Raw genomic sequence first — 19,601 nt, forward strand, 5'->3', positions numbered from 1 at the left:
GCGCGTGGCCTGCAGGGTGGTTGACCGCATCGAGCACCGCGCGGCTCGTCGAAGCGGCCAGCAGGGGTGCGCCCCCGTTACCCCGGACAACAGCGGGCTTCCGATCCGCTGAGTGCCGCTGCCCCGCCGACACTTCCTTCACTCAACTCCTGCGAAAGCGAGAAGCCTTCATGCCCGCATCCACGATCGTTGCTTCTGGCGGGGAGTTCCGCCTCTACGGGGACTCCGTACAGACCTTCGCTGATCTGCCCGTGGCCACCTACACGATCGCCTTCTCTCAGATGACCGGCTACAGCCTGCGCCAGACGGAGCCGCTGGCATCCGCCGAAGAGACCGTCTACGGCAGCCACGCCTCTCGCGTGCGGCGGATCGTCACCGGCTACTCGGCCATGGACCGTTCGCTCGGTGTCATCCTCTCCGGCGACAAGGGCATGGGGAAGAGCCTCATGCTCCGCCTGCTCGCCGAGCGGATGCGTGAGGAGCACAAGCTGCCCACCGTGCTCGTGCAGCACGACACGCCGGGGCTGGCCGCCTTCCTCGACGAGTTGGGTGAAGTCGTCGTCGTCTTCGACGAGTTCGAGAAGGTCTTCTCCAACGAGGACGACGAGTCGCAGAACCAGTTCCTGAGCCTGTTCGACGGGCTGAGCACGACGAAGCGCCTCTACGTCCTGTCGGTCAACGAGCTGCATCGCGTCAACGACTACATGCTCAACCGCCCCGGACGCTTCCACTACCACATGCGCTTCGCCTACCCCGGGCCCGAGACGGTCGCCACCTACCTGCGTGACCAGGTGCCCGGAGTGGCCGAGAAGCAGGTGGCCGAGATCGTCGACTTCTCCCGGAAGTACGACATCAACTTCGACCACCTGCGGGCGATCGCCTTCGAGTTGCGCCTGGGCGAGTCGTTCGCTGAGGTGATCGGGGACCTGAACATCAAGCGCAGCGAGCACGCCGGCTCGCAGATCGAGGCCCACATCACCTGGAAGAACGGCGACACCGACGTCTTCGATGGCCGTGTCGATCTGTTCAACAGCGACAGCCTGCAGACCATCAACGACTGGGCCGCCGGCACCGGGCTGCAGTTCCGCATGCGCGACGCCGTCCCGTCCGAGGACGGGTACCTGCTCCCGGATAGTGCCTTCACGCTCACCGACCTCCGCGACGAGGACGACAAGTCGCCCGACGACAAAAAGGACTTGAGCGCCGCCTCGGTGACCCTGCGCCGTCCCCCGAAGTACTCCATCGACTTCTGAGGACGCCCCCATCCGAACCGCCGAGGAGCCACTCCGGTCTCCTCGGCGGTTCGCTGTCCGGCTCACGCGTTCCTGTACAGAAAGCAGCCTTCGACCATGCCCAAGTACCGCATCGTCTCCGAGCCCGACCCCGGCGCAGAGCATCGTGAGCCCCGAAGGGCCAACCTTTGCCTCGGCAAAGCCCGTCTCGTCACGGTCATCGACTCCGAGGACCTGTTCTGGACGACCAGGCGTGAGCTGATCTCCTTCGGCAACGACCCGCACTGAGCGCCATGCAGCCAGATCCGACTGTGCTGCCCGCCTGCCTGGCCGTCGCTGCGCTCGGCATCCTGTGCCTCGCCATCGGCATTGGTCGTAAGCGGCGCTGGCGGGACCCTGCCCGGCTATTCAGCTGGTCCCAGAAGCGGCAGCTCATCCGCCAGGCCAACGGCCGGTGCGAGCACAAGCCGCCCCTGTGGTTGCGGTGCCAGGCACCGGGGACCGAGGCCGATCACATACACCCCTGGAGCCGTGGTGGGCCGACTGAACTGTGGAACGGCCAGTTGCTCTGCCGCCGGCACAACCGGAGGAAGTCCAACCGCGTGCCGAGCCCCCTCTACTGCTGGCGTCTCGCGCGCCGGCGCAAGAAGTACTGACCACCCCGACACACATCAGGAGCAAATTCATGGCCTGGATCATCCGCCTGAACTGCGGTGCAGAAGCACAACACTTCCGGTCGCTACACCTCCCCGGAGACTCAGGAACGCGACAACCGCGAGTTGTCCGAGGAGAGCAGAAAGGCGGCTACGCCTGATGGACCTGACCCCGAACGACTGGCAGCGCGCCAACCTGCCGCCGCTCGCCATCGCCTGCCCGGACTGCGGCTCGGCGGCCGGTGAACTGTGCACGAGCCACGGCGGCACCCGCGCCCGCAACTCCCAGGTGCACCAAGGACGTACCGTCGCATGGAACCAGGCCCGGATCGACGGCAACCCGGCCGTCCGCCTCATCCTCGACGTCGCCAAGACCCGGCGGGGCATGCACGGCAAGCACGCCGCCGCGCTGCTCGACGCCCACGGCCACACGGCCGAGGCCGAGCGGATCCGCCGCGCCGTGTCGGAGCGGAACGGGCTGCTGTCCGCCAAGCAGGCAGCCGCGCTCATCCTCGACGAAGCCGAGGGAGGTAAGACCCAGTGAGCGCCCGCGACACACTCATCGAGATCCTCCGACAGTGGGCCGAGCGGCACGACGCCGCTTCCCAGACGCCCGAAGCGCTGGTGGCGGCTTCCGACACAGAGTTGCTGCGCGAGTGGTCCGTGAAGATCCGCGAGGTCGGCACCGCGAGGGGCTGGTCGGTGTGGGCTGCCGCCTACATGGACCCCGACGTTGAGTTCGTCGATACCGGCATGCATTCGACAGCAATTCTCGAAGACTCATAAGCGCAAGGAGCGCTGACATGCCCTCAGCCCAACCCACCGAGATGCGCCCCCCGACCTGGCGCGAAGAACTGACCCACGACCTGGCCGACGCCACAGAGAAGACGCGGGCGGCCTGGCTGTCGCAGCGCAACGTCGTCGCCACCTACCTGCGGGCCGTCAGGCCCCACCTGGAGGCGGCGTTCCACCGGGGCAGGCTCGGCCACCTGCGCGACCTGGGGACGCTCCCGCCCTCACTGACGGACCCGCTCACCGACCGCGAGAAGCAGGTCATCGTCCGCGTGGCGCGCGGCATGTCCAACGCGAAGACTGGCGCGGACCTGTTCCTCTCCGAGGACACGATCAAGACCCACCTGCGGCGCATCTACAAAAAGGCCGGCACGCACGACCGGGCCCACGCTGTCGCCCTCCTGCTGATCCGGGGCGACATCACGGCGGCCGACGTCCTGGAGCCCCTGGACGACGACCGTTGACGCCCCTCTCCTGCACCGGGCGCCCGGTCCACCTCGTCGAAATCCGGCGGCGCAGCGACGAGTACCCACCCGCTGCGCTGGCAGGCATGGTGCGGCGGTTGCCAGTTTCGCAGAGCCACCGTGAACGTCTGGCTCCCGGACCGCTCGTATCCCATCGAGGCCATCACGCTCACCGGCACTGCGGAGTTCCAGGACTTCTCCTGGGGCCACGGGTACGAGCGCGAGATACCGCTCGACACCCCCGCGAAGGAAGTGGCCGACGCCGTCCTCGCGACGCTCCCGGCCCAGGAGAAGCAAGGCGTGCTGGTCAGCTGAGCCCCGCAGAACAAGCAGGGGTCTCCGTTCCACGGAGGCCCCTGCTTCGTCATGCCGTCGTGCTCGCCACCTCACCCACAACATCCCACCGCACGTCAGAGAAAGCGCAGCACACTCATCATGACCAAGCCGACCAACCCCTACGCCCACGCCTACGCGGACTTCCTGCGCGAAACCGCCGAGCACCAGCTCGTGGTGCCCCACGATGACGGTCTCTACCGCCATCTGCGGATCCAGAAGCCCGGCACCCGCATGTGGTCCTGGGACATCACCACCTGGCCGGGGCACCTGGCCACCTCCGGCGACATCGCCGACGGCTACATGTTCACCCGCGAACTGGACATGATCGACTTTCTTAGCATCGCAAGGAGGCGCCGCGACTACTACTCCGACGGCGCGCCGAGCATCGACGTGCGCTACTGGGCCCAGAAGCTCTGCGGCGGCCGTTCGCACGAGGTGAAGAAGTACGACGCTGACGTATTCCTGCAGCTGGTGCGTGAGCACCTGGCGGAGAACGAGGAGCTCGGCGACGAGGCACAGGCATTCCACGAGCGGCAGCTCACGCTGCTGAAGCAGTTCCATGAGCTGCGCGGGCTCGACGAGGCAGCACAGCTGGAGCTCCTGAAGACACACTGGGCGGCCGAGGCCAGAGCGAAGCACTTCGACTCGAGCTCCCACACGACGCTTGCGCGTCAGCGCCGCGCCGCCGCCGCGGCTGCCGTGGACCGCCTCTGGAGCGCCGACGACCTTTCGGACGAGCAGTTCGATCGGCTCGCCAAGGAGCACGACTGGAACGAACTTGCCGGTATTGCCATCGAGCGGGAGTCCCCGGCCGAACGCGCTGCCGAGATCCTCGCTGATGCGAAGTGGCATGCCGACAGCGAGTCCGAGGCACACAAGTGGCTCCAAGACCAGAGCGAGATCTTCGGCGAGGACACCTGGGAGTGGGACCTGTGCGACTACGACATCCACTTCCTGTTCACCTGCTACTGCATCGACCTGGCCGTGCGGCTCTACCGCGAGCACCAGTCCCAGCAGGCTGAGACCCCTGAGTCCACATGCCTCAGCAACCGCTTCCTCGGCTTCCTGGCGCGCAGCTTCCGCGCGCTCGGCCACCCACGACGGCGGGCCAACCACCCGGCGACCGAGGCGGTGCAGTCATGAGCCGCCGTCCGATCCAGGACCCAGCGTTCGACGCAGAAGGTGACAGCGAGATCCACCCCGCCTTCGGCGTCGCGGTCGTGACGCGAAGAAGTGGCTCAGGTCGTTCGCTGTTCCAGTCCGACCTGCTCCACAACGAGACCATCTCGCTCTCCGTCCACCAGGCCACGCGCAAACGCGACCTTAACCACGACTGGGTCCATCCAGGCCGAGAGCTCGTGGAGATCGAGATGAGCCTCGCGCAGTGGGGCTCGCTCGTGTCCTCCATGGGTCTCGGCAGCGGCGTGCCGGTGACCATCCGGCGTACCGAGCACAACGCCTTCGTACCCGAGATCCCTCATCAGCCCCGTACGGCCGAAAGCCTGAGGGAGGTCCGCGAGGTCACCGACCGGATGTACGCCGAAGTCAGAGCAGCCACCGCGGCGCTGCACGAGGCGATCCACGAGAAGAAGGGCGTGAGGGCCACCAAGGAAGCGCTCAACGCACTGGAGCGCGCCGTCGCCGGCGCAGGTAACAACGCCCAGTTCACCGTCGACTCGCTCGTGGAGGCCGGCGAGCAGGTCGTCGCCCAGGCCCGCGCCGACATCGAGGCCCACGTCCTGGAGGTCGTCCGGCTGACAGGTGCCGAGCCCTCCATCGAAACCTCGTCATTCGATGCCCCGGCGCTGCCGGGGCCCACTACCAGCCGAGGGGAGCCCACCGATGTCTGAACTCACCGTGCCTGACGAACTGTTCGACGCCGATTTCGTCGCCTCCGACGAGCACAGCCTGGCCGACCGCTTCGACTGGATCATCCAGGACGGCCAGATCATCCACGCTCCCGTCGTCGGCTGGACCTGGGCGTGCCCCAAGTGCGGCGAGTCCGGAACCCTGCCGGAGGACCCTGTCCGCCTCGCCTCCCCGCACGGAACACAGCACGCCGCAGGCCCGTTCAGCACCCTCGTGCCACTCCTGGTCTCCGTCGTGCGCAAGTTCCCTCCGACCACGCCGTCAAGCACGAGCTACCTCGCCGAACTGTTCGCCGAAGGACCGCCCGCCATGACCGTCCGGGAGCGGCTCGCCGCCCGGGGCCCTGCCCTTCTGGGAACAGAGGTCCACCTGGCTCTATGGCACATGGCGCGCCGCCGTACGGCGGAGGATCTCGTTCAGCGGTGGCGGCAGACGCGGGATGCCGCCGAGGCCGCGTGGGAAGAAGTCCTGGCCGACAAGATCCGCCGTCATCCGGCCTACCTGCACCCGGTGTACCCCATGGTGCCGGTTCTGGCACGGTTTTGGGCCGTGGACGGCAAGCGCGGGCCGTTCTGGGACGGCACGGGCGTCCGTCTCGTGGCCGAGGACGGCAGCGAGCTGTGCACCTTCGACCTCGGCGACAGCCCCGAGACGACTGCGGCCCTTGACGCCCTGACCGAACTCTGCCCGCCGCGCTGGGAGGAAGAAGAGCGGGACACGCTGCTGTGAGACCGCACCCGCCACCGGGTGGGGCGCGGCACCCATGCCGCGCCCCGCTCCTCCTCCCTGGCGGAGGACGACTTCGCCACTCCCGCCGGCTGGGCAGCAAACATCAGCACCCACCACACACCCGGAGCACACCGATGACCCAACGGACCAAGGTGTTCACCGCCGACATCGCCGAGCGCGCCGTGCGCGTCACCTGGCCTGACAACGACCGCGGCGGGGCCACGCCGCCACCGGACGGCTGGCAGGACCGAGCGTGGGCGCAGGAGCCGACATTGCATGAGATCGACGAAGGGTCGGTGTCCGGCTGCTCGATCCTGCGCTGGCGGGAGGACCCGCGCCCGGACCCCGAGTTGATCGGCGCGTCGCTGGCACTCGTCACCGGCAGGCCGCAAGCCGCCCCGCCTGCCGCCGCGCCGCCTACGGACCGGCCTCTGCCCCCGCTGCTGATCGGTGCGCAGGTCGAGGCGTACGCCCTCGTGGTCCGCCGCCAGACCTGCGATGACCTTGCGGGGGAGCTCCGCAATGAAGGCCAGGTTCTGGCCGCCGATCTCGTGGACGAGAACCGCGACTTCACCGAGATATCCCGCTCCCTGGCCGCCATCCCCGCCGCACCGAAGACGGAACACGGTGCCTACTGCCGCCCCTTCGACTGCCGGTGCGGCTGCGACCGGGCCCAGAACTGCCTCGACTGCCACCGCTGCGTGTGCTGGCGCGCGCAGTGCTGCGCCCAGGTCGCCACCGACTACGCCCGCGCACGGGCCCGCAAGACCGCCCTGCGGGCACTCCTGGACGCCGTGGGCCCGGTGATGCTGACCGAGCTGCGGGAGACCGTCGCCGAGGCCGAGGAAGCCGCCCTGCGTGACACGATCGCCCGCCGGGTCCGCTTGCTCACGCCGGCCGACGGCCCCCGCTACACGCATGCCGTCTTCACGGCCTATGACTCCAAGTTGGGCATGGGCCATGCCGACTACCGCCTCCACGACGTGGAGCTGCGCGAAGACGAAGACGAAGACGAGGACAAGCACGAGGCGGAGGACGAGGGCGGGCCTGCGACCGTCGACCTGGACGACGATGTCCTGTCCGCCGCGCTCGGCACTCTCGCCGGGCTGCTGCGCCCCGACGAAGGCGCGGACCTCGCCGTCGACCTCACCGACTGACCCCGAACACCGAAACGGCGGGGCGCGCGTGGCCTAGGAGGCCGCCCGAGGGCGCCTCGCCGCAGCGCTTCTGGCCCGCGCGCCACACGAACCATGCGCGCCCTGCACCCCTTTGCTTTCAGTACCCACTAGGAGAACCGCGCCATGTCCGCGATCACCACCGCCCCAGCCCAGGTCGGCAATGGCAAGGCCGTGCACTACGTCCGCAAGGACGCGTTCCACTCCCACACCATCGGCTGCGGTCGACTGGTGTCCCGGGAGCTGACTGCCCAGGAGGCCGCCGACCGCAAGGCGTGCGGCCCCTGCAAGCGCGCCGTGGAGGTCCTGGCTACCGAGCCGCCGGCCGAGACCGAGGCCCCCGCCGCCGACGCCGCCGAGCAGGCCCCGGCCGCCCCGGCGGAGGACGACCAGGCCGCCAAGGTCGCCGACATCGAGCGGCGCGTGCGCCCCCTGGATGCCGACACCGTCACGGCCGCGACCATGTTCGACCCGGAGCTGACCTACTACACGGACGGCACCCGGGTGGTCATGCGCGCCAAGGACACCGAGCGCACAGGCACCACGTTCGGCATGGCGGACGGCGCCGCCCCCTACGCCTACCAGGCCGTGCGCTGGGACGACGGTGGCGCCGACCTGGTCGCCCCCCACGTCCTTCACCGCGCCGACCAGAACGACCGGGCGCGCCGTCAGGAGCTGGTGACCGAGGTCGCCGCCCGCACCCTCGTCATGGCCAGCCACATCACCGCCCACAGCTTCCAGTCGGTCGACCAGGCGGACGGTGAGCGCATCGCCTGGACGTTCCGCACCGGAAACGGAGCCCGCGCCCGCTACCACTGGGTGTCCGTCCGCAACGTCGTCAGCCAGGGCGACGGCAGCGAGTACCGGTGGCAGGCCGAGCAGGCCGCTCTCCTCGCCCGCCGCGCCAGCTTGGACGAGGCGCCCATGGCCGAGCACATCGCCCTGGTGACCGCCGAGCCCACCGAGGCCATGAAGCGCATGCTGGCCGCCCTGGACCAGGACACCGTCCAACTCAAGGAGGACGGCCCGGGCCGCTGGGCGGTCGTCCGCGGCGGAACCTTCCTGGGCAACGTCCACGACGAGGGCGTCCGCATGCGCCGCGGCCGTTACGCCGCCTGGGCCCCCTACGCTGAGCGCCGCGACGGCAAGGTCGGGTTCCACCACGACCTGGACGCTGCCAAGGACGCCGTGGCCCAGGCGTGGCCCGTGGAGGTTGCCGAGATCGCTGGCGAACTGGGCGTGCCGGTCACCCAGGTGATGGAGGTCGCCGAGCAGGTCGACCAGGAATGGAAGGCCAAGGGACGCCGCGCCGTCCTGCGCGCCGAGGCGTACGCGGGCACGGACAGCCGGGTGACCCAGGCCGCTGCCGCCAAGGTGCGCCGCCGCCTGGAGGTGCCCTTCCACGGCCCGGCCGACTACGACGGCCCGACCGGCCTGTGCGGCTACGACGACCACACCGCGCCCCTGCTGTCCTCCGGCAAGCTCGCCCAGCACGACCGCCAGCAGGGCGTCATGTGGGGGTGCCCGGGGAGCTACCGCCCCGGCCGCGGCAGCCGCGAGGAGCTGACCATGCGCGACACCACGGCAGTCTTCTACAACCCGCCGCGCCCCTGGAGCCTGGCCTGCCACGCCAAGGACCGCGACCTGGTGGTGGTCGACGGCCAGGCGATGGAGGTCAAGGGCCTCCAGGTGGACACGAGCACCAACGCCCACGTGTGGCTGGTCCTGGACCGCGTCAGCGCCGGACCTCTCCGCTTCACGCTCATGGACCGGCTGGAGTATCGCCGGCGCGTGCGCCCCGTGGACGTGCCGTGCCGGGAGTGCTGCGTGTACGTGGTCATGGACGTGGACGAGGTGGTCGACGGCGTGCCCAACACCCGCCTGTGCGGTCTGTGCGACCGCCCGCAGCCGGGGGAGATGACCGAGGACCAGGCCCGGGCCCGCGTGGCCGGTAGGTACCCGCACGCAGAGGCGTTCCAGGCCGAGCGTACCGAGCACGGCCGCCTGACCGGCTACACGTTCCGGGCCGGCCGCCTGGACTCCGCCCGGTACGGCTGGATCACCGCGGCCGGGACGTACGCCCAGGCCCTGGAGGACTACCGGTCGCAGGCCGCCGCCATGCTGCCCATGGCCGTCCGCGACGAGCAGGCCGCCCGCCCCTGACTCCTACCCCCGGCCGGGACTGCCGACCTGGATGACGAGGTTCTGTCCGCGGCGCTCGTCGCGACCGTCCATCCATCAGGGCCCGTGCCCCGGCTCCGCACCACGCGGGACTGGGGCACGGGTCTCTTCTTTCTCCTAACCGCACCGCCTCTCAGAGGTGGAGTGATCTGCTATTCGATGCCCTTATTGACTCGGCGAACAAAGTTGTATGCGAGTCGATGACAAGCTATTCCCGGCTGATTAGGCTGAAGCTATGACTCACAACGATAACGCTCACGACAACCACACCCCCGGCGCCGAGCTCCCGAAGTTCTCCGTCAATGTCGTCCCGACCGACCAGCTCAGGTGCGAGGACCTCGGCACGATGCTGAACCTCTATCGCCGCGGCGAGATCACGCCGCTGATCTTCGGCGACGACAACAAGCCCGAGGTCGCGATCATCCCTTTCGCCGCGTTCGTGCGCCTCCTGAAGTACGACCACGCGGCCCGCGTCCACGCTGAGGCTGCTTTCCAGGCCGAGCTCTCCCGCCGCATCCAGGAGTCCGACGCCTCCGACGAGGCGAGCATGACCATCGAAGAGCTCGCCGAGAGCCTCGGCCCGCTCGGTCAGCAGTGGGCGGATGGGCATCGTGCTGCCCAGCAGGAGAAGCGTGATGAGTGAGCGTCAGCCTCCCATCCGCCTTCTGCCGACGACCGGTCTCAGGCAGGACCTCCAGACGCTCCACGACGCCGCGGTGATGCACCCTCATGGACCGGAGGACCGGCTCCTGCGCGTGGCTCTCAACCAGCTGGGCCGGATCCAGCAGGGCGCGCCGAGCACGCACCCGCTGGAGTACATGCCCAGTTATCCCGACCTCTCTGATTGCGAGACCACGTACGTCGGCGCGGACCCAAACGCGAAGCCCTCGCGCCGGATCGTCTGGCGGGAGCGCGCGCCCCAGCGCCCGGGCGAGCCCGTCACCCGCGAGATCATCGCCCCGGGTGAACGCGCGAACGGGCAGGCCTACTACATGGCCGGCCAGCGCCTCGGTCGCCCCGTGGGCTTCACTCTCGCCGAGCTGGCCGCGCAGCGCGAGCCGATCGCGAGTCCCTCACGACCCCGACAGCGCTTGATCGGCAGCTTCGACACGCCATCCATGAGCAAGCCTGACCTCCAGTTCGAGTGACCTATAATCCGCGATTCTGCTTACCATTGAAGGCTTCTCGTAGAATGGAAGCAATGGCGATTCGATAAGAGCGAGATGGTGGCGATGTACGACTACGAGCCAGTGACCCAGGCGGCAGCTCTGGATGCCGAACCCCAGTGCAGCGCAACCGCGGGACGCCGCCGGCGGATCAGTCCTCGTTCCGCCCTCTTCGTACGGCGCGGCACCGGACTGGCGATCGCCCTCGGCATGGCCTACGGAATCTTCCACGTCATCTTCCGCACTGAGGTGCTCGCCCCCGTGCTGGCCTACGTCGGACCCGTCAAGGACTTCATCGGCTGGGTGGTCGAGGACCCAGGTCGGGCCTGGATCGCACTGGCGGCCCTCGTCACCCCGCACATCGGGCTGCACTACCTGCTCTTCGAGGACCGGAAGTAGGGCGGGGCACCATTTTCAAGACCATGTTCAAGAGCGCCCGCCTCATCGTCGCCCTCATCCTGATCGGCGGCGTCAGCCTGGCAGTCATCGTCGGATGGGTGGCCGGCTTCTTCGGCTCGATCGCAGACACCGTCGCCGGCCTGTGGAACGACTTCATGGACTGGATCAACTCGCCGCTGGGGTGGGAGCATCTTCTCGCCGGAGCCGGCGTGCTCTTCGTCCCGGTCATCGTGCTCATTCTGATCTTCGCAATCGCCGACGACTAAGCCTCTCAACTGGGCCCGTCCCACCACGAAAGAACCCCCGTGATGCTTGTGCATTGCGGGGGTTCTCTTTTTCTGCTGGCTCCTCATCGCCTACGACGCGGCCCGCAGCTCACGATCCTCAATGGCGTTCTCGAACTCGTCGGCATCTTCGATCATCCCGTAGGTCTCCGGTGAGATCTCATCCTCGTTGCCCCCGAGCCGACGGTTGAAGCTGCTCGACGCGGAGAACTTCAGCACCACGTAGTCGTCGACATTGCTCTTGCCGAAGCGCACCTTGTGGCCCTTGTGATCCTGTCGGTAGAAGCGGCCGAAGCTCGTGAGCACAACCGTCTCTCCACAGCTGACCGCGCCCGTGAGTTCGCCGAGCAACGACTCGTACACCTTGCTCACTGTCCGGACCGGCAACCCGCTGCGAGTCGCGACCCGAGAGATGAACTCGCGCTTACTGACACGCGGATTCGTCGTCGTCTCCATACCCACACCCTGTCCTGTCGTCCTTCATACCTCGGTTTCGCTTAGAAACCAGTCTATCGAAGATAGTCACGAGTCTAAAAGGAGGGGATGGTTTATCGAGTGCGGCTCGCTACGCTTGTCGTGGTCCATTCGGCTAGAGCTCCAGATCCGACTCGATCTCCTCCCGGTCGTCCCTGGGCTCGTAGTCGACCGACTCGATGATGTTCCGCGTGTTCGGATCGCGGCGCTGGTTCACGACCTTGTCGTGGGACTCCTCGAACCGCCGCTGCGCCGCCACACGGTGGGCCGCATCGAGCTTCGCGCCGATGTTGCGCTCCCCGAACTCCATCATCGAGCCCAGCATTGACTTCGTGACCTGCTTGGTCGCGTTGACGTTCGGCTTGTTCTGGGCCCGCTGCTGCTTCCATCGGCTCCGGTCCTCCGGCGTGACGTAGCCGAACATCTGCGCGAAACGCGATCCGAACCTGACCTGCTGTCCCTCATTCTGTTCCTGGCTCATGTCCCGTCCTCCTGTTCCTTGTTCGTGTTCTCGGATCGCCCTCAGGCGGGCTGGTAGTCCTCGGCATCGGCCTCAGCGTTCGGGCCGTCGTTCTGCGGGCCGGCCTCTCGCTCGGACGACGGGCCCGTAGGGCGCGACCGCGGCTTGAGCCGCTGCTTCTCGAAGAAGCCGCCCGGGTCGTCGACCGCCGTCTGCAGCGTCTGCTGCCAGTTCTCCCCGAGGCTCCGCTTCAACTCGGCCTCAAGTTCCGGGTACTTTTCGTTCACTGCCTCCATCGCGTCGACGTAGGCGTTGGAGTAGACCCGCTGCTGTTCCTCGGGCGAAAGACCGTCGATGTCCATGCTCGCGATCATCACCTCGGACTGATCCAGGCGGTGCTGGAGCATGTCGGGCAGCCCGCTGGTGTCCAGGCCCTGTTTCTGCGCAGCGAAGCCGACCAGGTAGCCCAGCATGTTGCCCCCGTAGCCCTCCTGGTCGCCGCGGCCCAGCGCGTCGAGCATCGAGGTCTTCATCGTCTCGGCGAGCTGGACCTGGTGGGCGTCCGCGTCCATGGGCCGGCGCAGCGTGAACATCCCGTCCTCGGGCAGACGCTGGCCCAGCTGGTCGTCGAACTCCCCGCTCCAGACCGTGCGGACTCTGTCCGAGCCCGCGATCCGCTCCTCGTGCGCGGGGGCCTTGACGATCCGGCCGTGGGCCACGCCGTTGAACATCGTGCGCAGCTCGGGCTCGTACTCCATCCGCTCGCCGATGATCATCCGCGCGCGCTGGACGACCTCCTGGCGCTCCAGGCCGTCTTCGCTCATCTGCTCGTGCAGCCGCTTGCGCATCGCCCGGTAGCTGTCGCGGATCAGGCCGGCATCCGCGCCCGGCTCACGCATCTTCCAGAAGGCGTTCTCCATGAGCGCGACCTCGGTCATGGCCGCCGAGTCCGGAGTGAACATCTCCCGGTGACCGCGTTCGCGGTGCTGCATGGCGTCGAAGCGCTTGCGCCACTTCTTCGTCAGGTGATCACGCGGATCGGTGCTGCCGATGAGGCGCTCGCGCCGGGCGTCGCTCGGCACATTCTTGAAGATCCTCTGCCGGTGTGCGATGCCGCTCTCGGCAGAGGCGATCATGCCGCGGGTCCTGGTGTCGATGCGCTCCTGGATCTTGTCCTTGAAGGGCTGGAGGTAACTGTCCATCTCCTTCTTGAAGTCCGGGGCAAGCATCCGCATCGCCATCACCATGCCGACGGCCTGAACGATCGAGTTGGCATTCACCCCTCGCGAGAGCGGCTTGAGGCACGACTGCATCATCATCTGCATGTAGACGTGGTGCATGACGCCGAGCTCCTGCGCCCGCTCCTCGTCGTTGAAGCCGGGCACCAGCAGCTTCGAGTCCCTCAGCGAGGCCATGTACTTCTCGCCGGCCAGCCGCGTCTCCGCCCGGAGCTTGAGCAGCTGCTCGCGCTGGCTCAGGCCCTCGCTCTCGTCCTCTGCCCGGTCGACGTCGATCCAGTGCACGCGCTCGCGGTCGGCCATCCGCTCCCGGGTCTTCGCGCCGAAGCACCCGCGGGCACGGTCCCGGAGCCGCTCGCGCCAGACGCGCGAACCGTCTGCGCCTTCCGGTCCGGGCTCGTCGATCACCTCGGCGTCGATCGGCTCGTTCGAACGCGAGTCCCGGTAGGCGTACGCGTTGCCCTGAGGCTCGTCGCCCTGCTGCCGATCGGCGTCCACCGGAAGCTCCTTGGCCGCGCGCGGGCGGCCCGCAGGGCCCGTTCCCAGTTCCTTGCGCTGTGCCATCTCAGTACCCCATCCCGTAGTCGTCGTCGCTCTGCGGCTGATCGATCTCGATGCTCGGCGTGTAGAGCGGGCGCGACGCGCCCACGCCCACGGCATGCGCAGAGCGGCGGTGCGAGCCGCGGGTGCGGGAGGCCCCCGCGTCCTGAGAGATCACGTCTCGCTTGACCACCGAGTCATCGACGGCAATCGCAGCGCTGTCCAGGCTGTGCGCTTCAGCGGAGCTCAGCTGATCGAGCTGCCGGGACATCTCCGCCCGGGCCTTCCGGGTCCCCGAGGACGCGAACTGCTCGTTCTTCTCGCCGTCGTAGACGCTCTCGCGGTTCTTGGCCGCCTGCACGAGCGCCTCGAAGCCACCGCCGTAGGCCATCCGGTCCATCACGGTGCCGGCCAGCGACGGGTCCTCTTCGAGGTTGCGGATGAGCCCGGTCTTCGCGTCCTCCAGCGCGCTGGCCACGCGGGCCACGTAGTCCGGGTTGACCGTGACGCCGAAGCCTTCCTTGGACTCGTAGAACTCGATGAACTGCTTCTCCCACTCCTCGGCCGTGGCCTGGACGGGCTCACCGTCGAGGAACGCCGTGCGCCACTGACCGGGGCCGACGTGTTCGATGCTGCGGCCCCTCCAGAGCTCGCGGCCGGGGCCCTGGAGCATCGCGTACTTGTGCCGGGCCTCGGCGGCGTCGTGCTTGGCCTGAAGGATCGACTGGGTCACCGGGTAGGTGACCTCCAGGACGGCCTTGAGGTCTTCGCCGCGCAGCGCGCGTACGGCGCGCTGGCTGAACGAGCCGCCCAGGCCGGTGCCGTGGGCCTTGATCGCCGTGGCGAACATCGAGGCTTCCTGGTCGGCCTGCGTGATGCCGGGTGTGCCCTGCGCGTCGCCCAGGTTCCGGGCGTAGTCGGCGAGCTTCTTCTCGCTGCCCTTGGCCCCGGTCTCGACACAGACTTCGCGCACGCTCTGCAGGTGCGCCTCGCGATCCGAGAACGTCAGTGCCGCGCCGAACTCGCCACGCTGCGCATGGCGGTACAGCCCGCTCAGCTCCTCCGTCACGACCTGCTGGGCGAGCTTGATGTCCTTCGGCGACTCTGCGCCCGTGAGCGCTCGCAGCCGGAGCCGGTTCGCTTCGCTCCGCGAGCTCTCCAGCTCCTCGGCCAGCCCGGCGTCCTTGGAGAGCGCGACCTGGGTGTCCAGCGAGACCTGCATGGCCAGCGGGTGCGAGCCGTCGCTCTTGACCACGCCGGTGTCCAGCAGGTTGGCCGGCACCGAGAGCTTCGCCAGGGCTTCCCCCTTGGCGGCCTCGCTGTGCAGCTTCACGACGGCGACCGCGTCGCCGTCGAAGTCGCCGTCGAAGCAGGCGTCCATCACGGGGTTGATCGCGGCACCGGTGAGCCGGTTGTCGATCGCTACCCGCATGTAACGCACGCCGGCGTCACGGAGTACCGGGTCACGCCACACCAGCGCGTGGTCGCCCTCGACCAGCCCCAGCTGCTCGGCCTTGACCGAGCTGAGCGCGACCTGGTCGACGTCCAGCCGTGGGTCCGCGGTCCACACCATCGTTGCCGAGTCGGTGAGCCGCGAGGCCATCAGCCCGGTCTTGAAGATGTTGTTCTTGCCCGTGAGCACCCGGTTCTGCACGTCGGTCGTGATCGCCTCGAAGGCGCGCTGAGCGCGCGAGACCGATTCGCTCATGCCGCGACGCACCTCGGCGCGCTTCTCCGCGGACAGACCCTGGCCGTCCAGCTGCTCGGCCATGTAGCGGTAGCGGCAGGCCTCGACGAAGACGTCCTGGTAGCTGCGGGTGTAGTCGTGCGTGACGGAGGACCCGTCCTCGAACTCCTGGCCGCTGCGCAGATGCGAGGACATCACCGGCAGCTTCCACGAGCTCGCGCTCACCGTCTCGGTCTGCTCACCGGTCGGATACGTGAGCGGGAACGGGATCTCCATGTCGCCGCCGCGGTCGCCGATGAGATCGCCGAAGGACTTGCGCATCGCCGTGGTGTTCAGTCCCGGGAGCTGGCCCTCCTTGCGCGGCTGAGTGCGCAGCAGCTCGGGCATCGGGATGAACCGGCGCTCGGGGCGTTCGTCGAGGTCCTCGGCCTGGCCGATCACCCGCAGCGTGCCGTCGGCTTCCATGTCCATGCCGGTCACCAGCAGGTACTCGCGCAGGTTCGACTCGGCCCCGCTGTTGTGGCCGTAGAACTCGCGCATGATCGCCGGGCAGTCCTGAGACTGCAGCGCCCAGGCCAGCTGCGAGGAGGCCTTACGGCCCTTGCCAGCACGCACCTGCTCGTCGTCGTAGATCTTCGTCTTCTCGTCGACAGCCATGTGGGTGACCACGAAGCGCATCTCGCCCAGGGCACTCGGCCGCAGTTCTCCGTTGGGGGAGCGCAGGTCGGAGACGTTCCCGCTCATCAGCTCGCGCGCCGAGCCCGCGTTGCGCCGGGAGATCAGGCTGAACGGGCTCATCACCACGTCCAGGCCCGGGTTGGCCCGGAACCAGTTGACCTCTTCGGCGACATCCTGCTCCTGCGCGTCCTGCAGCGGCATGTCCCGGTCGACGATCAGCGAGATCACGCCCTTGTTGCCGTGCAGATCCGAGATCTTGTCGCCCACGACGAGATCGCGCTCCTGGCCGCCGGCCCCGCGGATGCGGTGGCGCTCGGCGAACTCCTTCGACACCACGATCGGGTCATCAGCCGTCCAGCCGCCGAAGGTCATCAGCGCCGTCTTCGCCGGCGCCGTGACCTCAGAAGACTGCATGATCGTCGAGGCCGTCATCTGCTGGCGGTCGAACGGGTCGTACCGCAGCGTCTCGAGCTCGGGGAGAGCCATGAGCGGCGCACGCTGTCCTGCCACGCTCTCGTCGCCCGGCACGATCCGGCCGTCGGCGTCGACCTGGGCCTGAGTGGTCAGGTACCGCACGATGCCCTGGTTGGTCGCGCCTCCGGTCATCACCGGGTCGAAGTAGCCGCTGGGCGCAGCGACGTTGTTCCGGTCCTTGCCGGTGAGCACTGTCATGTTCCGCCCGCCGGTGAGCCGCCAGGCGTCGAAGCGGTTGTCGTCAGCCGGGTCAGTCCGGTCGCGCTGGGCCCGGTACTCGGCGTAGATCGTCGAGCCGGCCTTGATCTCGTTGGAGTAGCGCACACGGCGCGCCTCGGTCTGCAGGATCGCGGCCGTCCACTCGTCCAGGTGCCTCTTGATCTCGCCGGTGGACTCGTCGAGCTGATACGTGGTGGCGCGCTCGATGAAGTCGATCGGGTGCTTCGTGCCGTACAGCTGCGAGTAGACCGCGTTGAGCGAGGAGGGCTCGCCGGTCTCGCTGCGCCCGGCGATGAGGTCGCCGGCGATCTGGTACTGGATGCGCTCGTGCATGAGCTGCTCGTAGCCGCGCAGGCGCGTGCGTTCCTCGACCGAGGTCGGAGCCTCGCCCGGCGTCTGGGCCGTGATCGTGGCCTCGTAGCCCGGCACGACCAGAGCGTTCTCCCCGCTGGCGAAGGCGGTGGTGATCTCGCCGTACTCGCCGACATCGAAGACCTGGCCGATCTCACCCGAGATCGGAGTCCCCTTGCCGTCACGGCGCAGCTTCTCGCCGCTCCAGCGGATGACGCCCTGCTCGTCGACCAGGATCTCGGAGACCGTCGCCGCATTGCGCTCGATGCTCTCGCGCACGGTGGCCCCGATGCGCCGCATGAACGCAGATTCGTGATCGGCGATCGGCACGGAGCGCTCGGCGTCGAAGCGGACGAGCCGGTCCTTGAACCGGGTCGTCTGGAAGGTCGAGCCCATCATCTCGTCGGGGGAGATCCCGCAACGACGAAGCGCCGAGGCAAGGTTGTCGAGGTTCGACCACTGCCCGGTGGGGCTGGTCATGTACCTCGCCACCCGGTCCGGGTCGAAGCGCTGATCGACCCACTCGCCGTCGACGTCGTGGGGCTCCGCCTCCCAAGTCCCGATGAGTTCGAAGGGGACGTCCTCGGCGTGCTGCCGGACCTTCTCTACGGCGATGCCGCCGTAGACGAGGTTGCCCATCTCGGGCACCTCCTCGGCCTGCAGTTCGCCGATCTCCTCCAGCCGTTCGTGGTACATCTCTTCGGTCGCACCCGGGCGCAGCAGATCGCTGTGCGCGCCGGTGAGCACGTCCCAGTAGGAGCGCTGGATCGCAGCGACCTCAGAGTCAGCCGAGTACTCCGGCGGCTCGATCGCATCCAGCTGTCCGCCGGTTCGCTCCAGCTCGGCCTCAGCACGGGCAATCAGGTCTTCGACGCCAAGAGCTGCCTGCAGGTTCTCCCGCGCGCTCTCGACGGCGGACTTCGCGTAGGCCTCAGCGGGCTGGGCGTCGACGAAGAAGGTCGGCAGGGAGCGGTTCTTCGCGTCCCGGCGCAGCATCACCTTCGACCCGGGCCGGGGACCGGACTCGCCCGGGGCCACGTAGTCGCCGACCACAAACATCGACTCCCGGTCGACGTGGTAGCTGTCGGGTACATCCACGACCGTGCGGCCACGGCCGCGCTCCTGGTGCGTCGTGCCGGTCTCGCCGGCGGCGTGCCCCGGAAGATCCGTGCGCTCGACGCGGTGGCCCTGGGCGAAGCGCAGCAGCTGAACGGCTTCCGCCGGCGAGGGGGAGCAGACCGCCATGCCGCCAGGGACCCGGTAGTTCGTCGAGTAGCGCAGCACGGTGCCGTTGTCGTAGATCCGGGCTCCGGCGTACTCCTCCTGGCGCGTGTCGGTGAGGCGGATCTCCATGCCGGTCTGGGCGATCTTCGCCTTGATCTGACCGGGCTCGCGGTCGCGCATCACCTCGTAGGACACGCCCTGGGCCTTCAGCTCTTCGAGCAGTGCTGCCGAGCGTGCCACGGCGCGCCGGGACATGAAGCGGTTGCGGTCGACACGGTTCGTCTGGGGATCCCGGCCGCCGTCGATGACCCACTCGCGGACCTGGTCGTACTCCTGCTGGCTCATCTTGTCCATCAGCGCGGTGAGTCCAGCGGCGTCGTCGTTCGTCATCGCTCGGCCGACCTCGAACGGCTTCCCTTCGTCGTCGATGCGCCAGAGCACCATGTTTCCGTGCCGGGGATCGGCCAGGGTCTCCACCTCGCCGCCGGCCACGCGTGCGATCGTCTCGTCCGGCAGGTACACCAGCGCGGTCCCGGCGCGCTTCACGGTCGCGCGTTCGGACCAGTCGGGGGCGTAGGGGCTGATCGGCAGCCGGGCCGACTTCGGGTCGGCCGGGGCACCGACGCCGGTGGCACGGGTGAACTCCCGCTGCGACTGCTGGTAGCGCTCGTTCTGCGGGGAATGGTCACCGAACTGCGGCTCGTAGTCGGACACCTTCTCCGCGAACGCCTGGTCGATGGCGGTGAGGCAGTCCGTGACGCCCAGCCGCGGGTCGGCCAGCGCGGTGCCCCGCTGGCCGAGGATCTCGTCGACCCGGGCGCGGATCGCCTTGGCCTGAGAGACCGGAATGACCTGTCCGGCCTGCACCCGGGCCTGCTCGACTGCCTTGTAGTAGACGTACTCGTAGAAGTACCTGCGCAGTCCGTATGCCTTCTTCATAGTCAATCAGCCTCCTGTGGAAGCTCGGGGTTGCATA

19 protein-coding genes and 1 pseudogene are annotated in these 19,601 nt (G+C 68.3%); 16 read left to right on the forward strand and 4 right to left on the reverse strand.

Features of this window, described 5'->3' with window-relative positions; genetic code table 11:
* Positions 1-170 precede the first annotated feature (170 nt).
* The 16 genes and pseudogenes from ACWD35_RS17505 (at position 171) to ACWD35_RS17580 (ending at position 11,262) form a co-directional block, all read left to right on the forward strand.
* The gene (locus ACWD35_RS17505; protein ID WP_451352124.1) at positions 171-1,253 is read left to right on the forward strand and encodes an AAA family ATPase; all 1,083 of its coding nucleotides are present in this window, start codon (positions 171-173) and stop codon (positions 1,251-1,253) included.
* A 96-nt stretch (positions 1,254-1,349) separates the two neighbouring features.
* The gene (locus ACWD35_RS17510; RefSeq protein ID WP_451352125.1) at positions 1,350-1,520 is read left to right on the forward strand and encodes a hypothetical protein; all 171 of its coding nucleotides are present in this window, start codon (positions 1,350-1,352) and stop codon (positions 1,518-1,520) included.
* 5 nt (positions 1,521-1,525) lie between these two features.
* Positions 1,526-1,888 carry an HNH endonuclease gene (locus ACWD35_RS17515; RefSeq protein WP_451352126.1) on the forward strand — a complete coding sequence of 121 codons (363 nt, stop codon included), beginning with the start codon at positions 1,526-1,528 and terminating at the stop codon, positions 1,886-1,888.
* A 157-nt stretch (positions 1,889-2,045) separates the two neighbouring features.
* Positions 2,046-2,429 (forward strand): zinc finger domain-containing protein, encoded by a 384-nt coding sequence (locus ACWD35_RS17520; protein ID WP_451352127.1) that lies wholly within the window; start codon positions 2,046-2,048, stop codon positions 2,427-2,429.
* A complete protein-coding gene (locus tag ACWD35_RS17525; protein WP_451352128.1) occupies positions 2,426-2,671 on the forward strand; it encodes a hypothetical protein in 246 nt (81 codons plus the stop codon). Before ACWD35_RS17520 ends, ACWD35_RS17525 begins: the two co-directional genes overlap by 4 nt.
* A 209-nt stretch (positions 2,672-2,880) precedes the next feature.
* Positions 2,881-3,141, forward strand: a pseudogene (locus ACWD35_RS17530) (helix-turn-helix domain-containing protein); the annotation flags it as partial.
* A gap of 120 nt (positions 3,142-3,261) precedes the next feature.
* The gene (locus ACWD35_RS17535) at positions 3,262-3,456 is read left to right on the forward strand and encodes a hypothetical protein (RefSeq protein ID WP_451352129.1); all 195 of its coding nucleotides are present in this window, start codon (positions 3,262-3,264) and stop codon (positions 3,454-3,456) included.
* 120 nt (positions 3,457-3,576) lie between these two features.
* Entirely contained in the window at positions 3,577-4,620 is a 1,044-nt protein-coding gene (locus tag ACWD35_RS17540) for a hypothetical protein (protein ID WP_451352130.1), read from the forward strand.
* Positions 4,617-5,327, forward strand: a complete 711-nt coding sequence (locus ACWD35_RS17545) for a hypothetical protein (protein WP_451352131.1) — start codon at positions 4,617-4,619, stop codon at positions 5,325-5,327. Before ACWD35_RS17540 ends, ACWD35_RS17545 begins: the two co-directional genes overlap by 4 nt.
* Positions 5,320-6,075: a hypothetical protein gene (locus ACWD35_RS17550; protein ID WP_451352132.1), complete on the forward strand. Its 756-nt coding sequence runs from the start codon at positions 5,320-5,322 to the stop codon at positions 6,073-6,075. The genes ACWD35_RS17545 and ACWD35_RS17550 overlap by 8 nt, the downstream gene beginning before the upstream one ends.
* A 134-nt stretch (positions 6,076-6,209) precedes the next feature.
* The gene (locus tag ACWD35_RS17555; protein WP_451352133.1) at positions 6,210-7,232 is read left to right on the forward strand and encodes a hypothetical protein; all 1,023 of its coding nucleotides are present in this window, start codon (positions 6,210-6,212) and stop codon (positions 7,230-7,232) included.
* Between the two features lie 144 nt (positions 7,233-7,376).
* Positions 7,377-9,413 (forward strand): hypothetical protein, encoded by a 2,037-nt coding sequence (locus ACWD35_RS17560; protein WP_451352134.1) that lies wholly within the window; start codon positions 7,377-7,379, stop codon positions 9,411-9,413.
* A gap of 253 nt (positions 9,414-9,666) precedes the next feature.
* On the forward strand, positions 9,667-10,074 hold the full coding sequence (locus ACWD35_RS17565) for a hypothetical protein (protein WP_451352135.1): 408 nt from the start codon (positions 9,667-9,669) through the stop codon (positions 10,072-10,074).
* Positions 10,067-10,579 (forward strand): hypothetical protein, encoded by a 513-nt coding sequence (locus ACWD35_RS17570; protein ID WP_451352136.1) that lies wholly within the window; start codon positions 10,067-10,069, stop codon positions 10,577-10,579. Before ACWD35_RS17565 ends, ACWD35_RS17570 begins: the two co-directional genes overlap by 8 nt.
* Before the next feature lie 84 nt (positions 10,580-10,663).
* On the forward strand, positions 10,664-10,996 hold the full coding sequence (locus tag ACWD35_RS17575) for a hypothetical protein (RefSeq protein WP_451352137.1): 333 nt from the start codon (positions 10,664-10,666) through the stop codon (positions 10,994-10,996).
* Positions 10,997-11,019: 23 nt separating this feature from the next.
* Positions 11,020-11,262: a hypothetical protein gene (locus ACWD35_RS17580; protein WP_451352138.1), complete on the forward strand. Its 243-nt coding sequence runs from the start codon at positions 11,020-11,022 to the stop codon at positions 11,260-11,262.
* A gap of 90 nt (positions 11,263-11,352) precedes the next feature.
* Here the strand turns inward: ACWD35_RS17580 and ACWD35_RS17585 are convergent, their stop codons facing one another.
* From ACWD35_RS17585 to ACWD35_RS17600, 4 genes are all read right to left on the reverse strand, one after another.
* Entirely contained in the window at positions 11,353-11,736 is a 384-nt protein-coding gene (locus ACWD35_RS17585) for an HU family DNA-binding protein (RefSeq protein WP_451352139.1), read from the reverse strand.
* A gap of 133 nt (positions 11,737-11,869) precedes the next feature.
* Positions 11,870-12,235: a hypothetical protein gene (locus tag ACWD35_RS17590; protein WP_451352140.1), complete on the reverse strand. Its 366-nt coding sequence runs from the start codon at positions 12,233-12,235 to the stop codon at positions 11,870-11,872.
* 41 nt (positions 12,236-12,276) lie between these two features.
* Positions 12,277-14,016, reverse strand: a complete 1,740-nt coding sequence (locus ACWD35_RS17595; RefSeq protein WP_451352141.1) for a hypothetical protein — start codon at positions 14,014-14,016, stop codon at positions 12,277-12,279.
* A 1-nt stretch (position 14,017) separates the two neighbouring features.
* Positions 14,018-19,564: a hypothetical protein gene (locus tag ACWD35_RS17600; RefSeq protein ID WP_451352142.1), complete on the reverse strand. Its 5,547-nt coding sequence runs from the start codon at positions 19,562-19,564 to the stop codon at positions 14,018-14,020.
* Positions 19,565-19,601 lie beyond the last annotated feature (37 nt).

This window comes from Streptomyces sp. NPDC002671 (genome assembly GCF_053592475.1).

What these genes read in the sequence shown, in the direction of transcription:
- ACWD35_RS17520 (WP_451352127.1), top strand. Translation starts at nt 2,046, where the DNA reads ATGGACCTGACCCCGAACGACTGGCAGCGCGCCAACCTGCCGCCGCTC.
- ACWD35_RS17570 (WP_451352136.1), top strand. Translation starts at nt 10,067, where the DNA reads ATGAGTGAGCGTCAGCCTCCCATCCGCCTTCTGCCGACGACCGGTCTC.
- ACWD35_RS17510 (WP_451352125.1), top strand. Translation starts at nt 1,350, where the DNA reads ATGCCCAAGTACCGCATCGTCTCCGAGCCCGACCCCGGCGCAGAGCAT.
- ACWD35_RS17540 (WP_451352130.1), top strand. Translation starts at nt 3,577, where the DNA reads ATGACCAAGCCGACCAACCCCTACGCCCACGCCTACGCGGACTTCCTG.
- ACWD35_RS17590 (WP_451352140.1), bottom strand. Translation starts at nt 12,235, where the DNA reads ATGAGCCAGGAACAGAATGAGGGACAGCAGGTCAGGTTCGGATCGCGT.
- ACWD35_RS17505 (WP_451352124.1), top strand. Translation starts at nt 171, where the DNA reads ATGCCCGCATCCACGATCGTTGCTTCTGGCGGGGAGTTCCGCCTCTAC.
- ACWD35_RS17595 (WP_451352141.1), bottom strand. Translation starts at nt 14,016, where the DNA reads ATGGCACAGCGCAAGGAACTGGGAACGGGCCCTGCGGGCCGCCCGCGC.
- ACWD35_RS17515 (WP_451352126.1), top strand. Translation starts at nt 1,526, where the DNA reads ATGCAGCCAGATCCGACTGTGCTGCCCGCCTGCCTGGCCGTCGCTGCG.
- ACWD35_RS17600 (WP_451352142.1), bottom strand. Translation starts at nt 19,564, where the DNA reads ATGAAGAAGGCATACGGACTGCGCAGGTACTTCTACGAGTACGTCTAC.
- ACWD35_RS17555 (WP_451352133.1), top strand. Translation starts at nt 6,210, where the DNA reads ATGACCCAACGGACCAAGGTGTTCACCGCCGACATCGCCGAGCGCGCC.
- ACWD35_RS17585 (WP_451352139.1), bottom strand. Translation starts at nt 11,736, where the DNA reads ATGGAGACGACGACGAATCCGCGTGTCAGTAAGCGCGAGTTCATCTCT.
- ACWD35_RS17550 (WP_451352132.1), top strand. Translation starts at nt 5,320, where the DNA reads ATGTCTGAACTCACCGTGCCTGACGAACTGTTCGACGCCGATTTCGTC.
- ACWD35_RS17575 (WP_451352137.1), top strand. Translation starts at nt 10,664, where the DNA reads ATGTACGACTACGAGCCAGTGACCCAGGCGGCAGCTCTGGATGCCGAA.
- ACWD35_RS17560 (WP_451352134.1), top strand. Translation starts at nt 7,377, where the DNA reads ATGTCCGCGATCACCACCGCCCCAGCCCAGGTCGGCAATGGCAAGGCC.
- ACWD35_RS17545 (WP_451352131.1), top strand. Translation starts at nt 4,617, where the DNA reads ATGAGCCGCCGTCCGATCCAGGACCCAGCGTTCGACGCAGAAGGTGAC.
- ACWD35_RS17580 (WP_451352138.1), top strand. Translation starts at nt 11,020, where the DNA reads ATGTTCAAGAGCGCCCGCCTCATCGTCGCCCTCATCCTGATCGGCGGC.
- ACWD35_RS17565 (WP_451352135.1), top strand. Translation starts at nt 9,667, where the DNA reads ATGACTCACAACGATAACGCTCACGACAACCACACCCCCGGCGCCGAG.